The sequence below is a fragment of the Myroides sp. DF42-4-2 genome, from assembly GCF_030326445.1.
In the GTDB taxonomy this organism is placed as follows: domain Bacteria; phylum Bacteroidota; class Bacteroidia; order Flavobacteriales; family Flavobacteriaceae; genus Flavobacterium.
Genome location: NZ_JACAKI010000004.1, coordinates 41,400 through 47,835 on the forward strand (window position 1 = coordinate 41,400; position 6,436 = coordinate 47,835).

The 6,436-nt window shown below is 40.0% G+C and carries 4 protein-coding genes; all 4 read left to right on the plus strand.

What is annotated here, in order from left to right:
- Positions 1–59: 59 nt before the first annotated feature.
- Positions 60–596 (plus strand): PH domain-containing protein, encoded by a 537-nt coding sequence (locus HX062_RS04995; protein ID WP_182626382.1) that lies wholly within the window; start codon positions 60–62, stop codon positions 594–596.
- On the plus strand, positions 563–1,618 hold the full coding sequence (locus HX062_RS05000) for a leucine-rich repeat domain-containing protein (RefSeq protein WP_286466622.1): 1,056 nt from the start codon (positions 563–565) through the stop codon (positions 1,616–1,618). Before HX062_RS04995 ends, HX062_RS05000 begins: the two co-directional genes overlap by 34 nt.
- Before the next feature lie 37 nt (positions 1,619–1,655).
- Entirely contained in the window at positions 1,656–2,384 is a 729-nt protein-coding gene (locus HX062_RS05005) for a toxin-antitoxin system YwqK family antitoxin (RefSeq protein ID WP_286466623.1), read from the plus strand.
- 602 nt (positions 2,385–2,986) lie between these two features.
- Positions 2,987–6,436 (plus strand): MBG domain-containing protein (locus HX062_RS05010; protein ID WP_286466625.1); only part of this gene is annotated, 3,450 nt, incomplete at its 3' end.

Genomic DNA, 6,436 nt, shown 5'->3' on the forward strand with positions numbered 1-6,436 from the left:
TAGAAATTGGTTGACCATGTGTTTTATCCGTATCTTTAAGCACTATTTAACGAAAAACTATGAAGATAGGAGAAGATGCTTTAGGCGTAAGCAAAAAAGACGCAACTAAGATTGTAAGCCTTGTGATTATAGGCTATATCCTTTTGGGAGTGCTAATGGATTGGTTATTTGACCGAAGCCTGGAAGCGTGGTACTATTATTTGGTAAAAGGTGTGCTGTTTGGTGTATTTTTCTCCTTGGTATTTTACTTCTTTTTGAAGAAGATGACCAAAGGAGTTTTACTTCAATTAGATTTACCTTTAGAAGAAGGTGAAGTCTTGGAAGCTTATGGTGTTGCCAATTTATTTTTAAACCGACAGGCTATTGGAGGAAAATTAGGCATCACCCAAGACTATTTACTGTTCCACTCTCATAAATTTAATTTTACGAAAAAAACGGTCCGCATTGCTTTTGCTGATATACAGCATATCAAACCATGCAAAACTATGGGGTTGATCGACAATGGGGTAAAGGTGATCTTGGCGGATCAAACGTGTCGTTTTGTGGTAAATGATCGCACAAAATGGATGGAGTTGTTGCAGGAAAAACTCAAGTAAAAGAGCAGGATGAACGAGTGTTACGACCAAGACCCAAAACAAGAGTAAACGCCATGAAAAAACATACCTATACCTATACGCCAGGTTGCAAAGCACTGGTTGTCTTTAGCAAACCAACAGCAGATTTATATCAGGAACCTTATTTGAATGAAATAGAGGATTTGTCTATTGACAATGCCGCTGCCTTTCAGGTTGATCTAACGAAATTTCCTCGGGTAAAAAGGCTTACTATCGCCACGAAAGAGCCTTATACCCTAGATGATCTCGCTCATTTACAGCAGTTGGAAGAAATAAATACCAATTGTTCTTTACCTGAAAGTGTAACGGAGCTCAGCCAATTAAAGACGATAAAATTAAGTGATCAAGCGCTGTTACACGCACCAGTGACATTGAAGGATGCAGCTGTTACCTCGTTGTCACTCTATTATGCTCCAGAAGGAGAGTTGCCTATTCCCATGCCTGATTTTGTATATCAAATGACCCAGTTAGAAGAATTGGACTTGACGCTGTGTAATTTTTCTGAATTAAGTGAAGAAATCAATAGGCTTGCTCAATTAAAGGTGTTAAAGATCAGGTGTTCTATGACGTATTTAAGTGATTTTCCCTCCTTATCAGGCCTATTGAACCTGCGCCATCTCGAGATAAATGGAGAAACAGTACAAGGACAATTAAGACCTAAATTCGCCCTTTTTTCAAAAGTTTTGGAACAAGTATGTCAGCTGAGTGAATTGGAAACATTGGATATCAGCAGTTGGTATCCGAAGAACCAAAAAGAGCGAATAGCCTTTGAGGGAAAGAAAAATTCTCTACCTGATATTTTTGATCGCTTTCATAAGCTAAAGAAACTGACGATCGCGTGGATGAAGTTGGATTATTTACCACCCACTATTTTTCAACTGCACAGCTTAGAAGAATTGAATATAGTTGCTAATTATCTAGCAGAAGAAGAGCTTGATCATTTGCAACGACAACTACCTCAACTGAAAATTGTCGGAAGAGGACACAACAAGAGCCGTTTTTAATCGAAGCGCAAAGACAAAGAACATAAAAAACAAAAAGATGAAAAGAGCGTTAAGCATTGTATTACTTGTGATAGTATGCCTGAGTTGCGGTAAAAAAGAAGGGCGTATAGACGACCTTGAAGTTCGCAATGGAGTGACCTATGAAAAAAAGGCAACCAAAGCATTTGCTGGAATTGCTAGGAGTTATCACGCAAATGGACAAGTAGAGGTAGAGGAACAGTATAGCCATGGTAAGTTGGAGGGCATTAGCAAGCGCTATTATGCAGATGGACAGCTAAGAGTAGAAGTCAACTTTGCGCAGGGTGAACGAGAGGGAATTATGAAGGAGTATGACCCACAGGGACACCTCCTTATGGAAACCACGTATAAGAAAGGAAAGGTAGACGGAAACAAGAAAGAGTATTATACTACCGGACAAGTTGCCATTGATGCAAGCTTTAAAGCGGGAAAACTGCATGGCGGTAGTAAAAAGTATACCGAAACGGGACAACTAATGCTGGAAACAAATTTTAAGGATGGACTAGAAGATGGCGTAACGAGAGGATACTATGAAAACGGACAACTAGCCGTTGAAACGCATTATAGCAACGGGAAATTAGATGGAGTGAGCACGGAATATCACAAGAACGGACAACGATCAGGAGAAGCGAGCTATAAGGATGGAGTATTAGATGGGATAGTTAGGGGATATGATGCTGATGCACAATTGATCGGAGAGGCAACCTATGTCGATGGGATACTGAAGGAGAGTAGCAAAAAGGAATAGGGGTGTCACTGTACAAGAATTGGATTAATTGATTTTTATAGAAGTCATGTTTTTTCTTTATAAAAAAGCTTTTTGATTTTCTATTTTTTTAGGCCTAATATCTAGTTATTTTACTTTTTTTTACAACGCGTTTTTACGCGTTTTTTTTATGATTCTGATCATCAGATCAAGATTTTTTTAGCAATTACAGAGTAAATTCAGGTTTTTGTAACAATAAGTATTTGTATTAGGTTTAGAATATCTTCTTTTTAAAAATACGTATCTACCTTAAAATCAATTTATTGTGTTTGGTATTGACAAATGTCCCCTATTTGTCCACCCCCTAAATTAGCATTGTTTTAACAAAATGAAATACCTTGTTCTCAATTGTGTTCTTTGTTGACTACATATAAAACGAAGAATGCGATTTTTAACCCCTTAACTAGAACATAGAATGAAGCAAAAATGGCGTTTACAAGGGCTTTTTTATTTGGTTTTTCACGTCCAATCGTCGCCCAGATTCAGACTAGATCAGAGTCAGATTATAGCTGTTTTTTACTTAGTAACGGCTCAAAGGATTGGCCTAGCTAAGTTGGAGATTTACAGGATGAACTAAACGAACGATGATGAATAAACAATTACTTTTAACATGTTTTCTACTTGGTATGCTTTTATCGGCACAGCTAACCCAAGGGCAAAGTTATACTCCTTTAGCGATTACCTCTGGTTTTAATGAAGATGTTATTGCAGAGGATCGGCCTGCATCGACTTATACTACTGCAGCGGTTGATGCAACAAATTCTGGTGCGAATAATGCGTTTATGAGTAAGAATTACCCCGATGCTACGGTAGGACTACCAGAAAATGGATTAATTCATTCTATTGCTACAGCTACGCCTGGATTGACTTTTCAACTAGCGGATTACGATAAAAAGAACAGCTTAAAGATTAATGCGGATAATGGAACAGGTACTTTAACTGTTCAAACTACACAGAAGCTAAGTATACTCTATATTTTAGCCACTTCGGGTAGTTCCGTTTCAACGTTTACGGGAACAATTACTTTTACAGATGGAACGCAACAAGCTTTTGCTACACAATCTGTTCCCGATTGGTATGATCGAGGGACACCGGCAATTGCCATTATGGGAATTGGAAGAGTTCCTCGTTCTGGAAGCGAAAATCCAGATAATAATACAACGAATCCTAAGCTATTTCAAGTTGCCATTGATATTGACATGGTGAATCAAGATAAGATCATTCAACAAGTGGCTGTTATTAAAACAAGTTCAACAAGTGGATTTTTAAATATTTTTGCTTTATCCGGTGAAATTACGCCCACATGTAGAAAACCAGTAGATTTAGGCATTCAGAATTTGACGGCAACAAGTGTGGAGTTAACCTGGAACAGTCCAGGTCATGCGTTTGATATCAAATGGGGAGACCGAAACTTTGCCGTTGCAACAGCTGGAACTTTAGTACCTGGTTTTGCTAATGGAGGTACACTTACGGGCCTAACCGCTGATAGGGATTACGACTATTATGTACGCCGGGATTGTGGTGCTGTAGATGGAGTAAGTACCTGGGCAGGGCCTTTTCGATTTAGAACAGGATATTGCATACCGACAGGAGCTACAAATAATCCAGATGAGATTCTAAATTTTACACTGTCCAATCTAAATAACAATTCTGTTCCTTCTGAAGGAACAGCTGGCTATAAGAATTATGCTGGAACAGTTGAGCCTGCCGTATTAGATCTAGGGGAAGCCTACGTAGCTTCTTTGACTAGTGGAAGAGGATCTGGACTTCACGGAGCTGCGATTTGGATCGACTATAATAATAATCTTGTTTTTGATGCCAATGAGCAAGTGAGTGTAATTGGCAATACGATATCACCGAGTACCACGGTTGATTTTCCAAGTTTTACTGTTCCTGCAACTGTACAACCGGGTCTATACCGACTAAGAGTACAATACCATCACAATAAACCTGGGGCTGATTTAGATCCTTGTAGACTGGCCCATATTTATGGAGAAACGGAGGATTATAGGATTGAAATTATACCTACACCTACCTGTTTTCGACCACTAGATAGCCGCGTACAACGAGTTACTAAAAATTCGGCCCATGTGGTTTGGGATGCTCCGATACAAGGAGATCCACCTGCTTTGGGATACAAAATTGAAGTTAGAACAAGTGGGCGTCCAGGTGATGCTACAGGGTTAGTTCGTACGCTAACTACAACTAATTTATCAGAAACGATAACGGGATTAGCGATTGAAACAGATTATCTTGTTTACATTCAATCCCTTTGTAGTACAACAGATGAAAGTGCTTGGAGCAAGGTAGCCTTTACGACCTTATGTGATTATCCTGAATATGAATTAACAACAGATCCTACAGATTTATCGTTCTGTGGTTCTCGTGCAGTTACTTTAGAAGTGGACACGCAAGGAATCGTCAATTGGTATGATTCCGAAACAGCCACAACGCCAATACACACCGGAAATACCTATACCACTACAGTATCAGCTACTTCTTCCTTTTGGTATCAAGTTGTTACCCCTGACACGGCTACAATTCCAACTGGTCCTTTAGATGCTGAAGAAGTAGGTCCGTCAAGAAATAATTGGGCTACGGATTGGGGGGTGTATTTTACTATTTTAGAACCAACCGTATTAAAGAGTATTGATATTTATCCTACTACGGCTGGACAATATGGTGAAATGAAATTTGTACAAAGAGGAGGAACAGGGGCCACCATAGGGGAGATCAATTATACCACAGTGGGTGATTTAAGAACAGAAAAACAAGTCGTTCCTATTAATATTCTATTCGAACCAGGAGACTACACCATAGAGACCAATTTACCAGTCGATGGTATTCTTAGAAATACAGCTGATGCGTCCTATCCTTATTCCTCAGCAGTAGCTTCTATTACAGGCAATGAATACCAGCTTTCTTATTATATGGGCTATTACAACTGGATTTTTGAAACGGGATGTAAAGCGATACGAGAAGAAGTTGTCGTTACTGTTATACCGCCTCATAGTATTGCGAATGCATCGGTAGCGGTTACGGAAACAGAAGGATCGACCTTACAGATTACTTCAGCCGCTTCGTCCTTTACGATAGAATATGGATTAAGGGGGTTTGAACAAGGAACAGGAATCGTTGTTGAAGGAGTAGGACATTCCTACGGATTCAGCAGCTTACGCGGGTATACCGCCTATGATGTGTATATACAAGCTCAACCTTGTGGTCCTTTATATGGTCCTCTGACTTTTACTACCCAAGCACCAACGGATACCCAAGTGATTACAGTCTCAGACCTTAGTAAAAACTATGGAGATCTGCCTTTTGTTACTGGTGCATCGGATAGTGGATTGCCGTTGAGCTATCAGGTTGAAAACGAAGCAGTAGCTGTTTTTGAACAAGGGCAATTGGTCATTAAAGGAGCTGGTACAACGCGTATTACAGCGAGTCAAGGAGGAAATGTACAATATGTACCTGCTGCAGATGTCGTTTTTACCTTAACGGTCAATAAGGCTCTGTTGACGATTACGGCAGAGGCGAATCAACAGAAAACATATGGTGATCCAGATCCTGTATTTACGTTTGATGTGGATGGATTGCAGTATGAGGATGACGCTAGTATAGTCACTGGACTGGGGAGAGCTGCTGGAGAGGCTGTAGGAACTTATCCCTTAGAACAAACAAATCTAACTGCAGGGCCTAATTATGAGCTTACTTTTGTAGGCGCTGATTTTACGATAACGGAGGCGATCTTAACCGTAACTGCAGATGCGCAAACCAAAGCCTATGGAGCAACTGATCCTACCTTAACTTATGAAGTTACGGGATTACAAAACGGAGATCAAGCCACACAGGTAATAACTGGACAGCTTGCTCGTCAGGCAGGAGAGTCTGTGGGTACCTATGCGATTAATCAAGGTAGTTTAGCAGCAAATACCAATTATACTCTGGTGTATGAAGGGGCCGATTTTACGATAACCGAAGCGATCTTAACGGTAACGGCGGAAACGCAAACCAAAGCCTATGGAGCAACTGAT

Bases quoted from the DNA above. Each gene is read 5' to 3' on its own strand.
- HX062_RS05000 (WP_286466622.1), top strand. From the start codon at position 563: ATGGATGGAGTTGTTGCAGGAAAAACTCAAGTAAAAGAGCAGGATGAA.
- HX062_RS05005 (WP_286466623.1), top strand. From the start codon at position 1,656: ATGAAAAGAGCGTTAAGCATTGTATTACTTGTGATAGTATGCCTGAGT.
- HX062_RS04995 (WP_182626382.1), top strand. From the start codon at position 60: ATGAAGATAGGAGAAGATGCTTTAGGCGTAAGCAAAAAAGACGCAACT.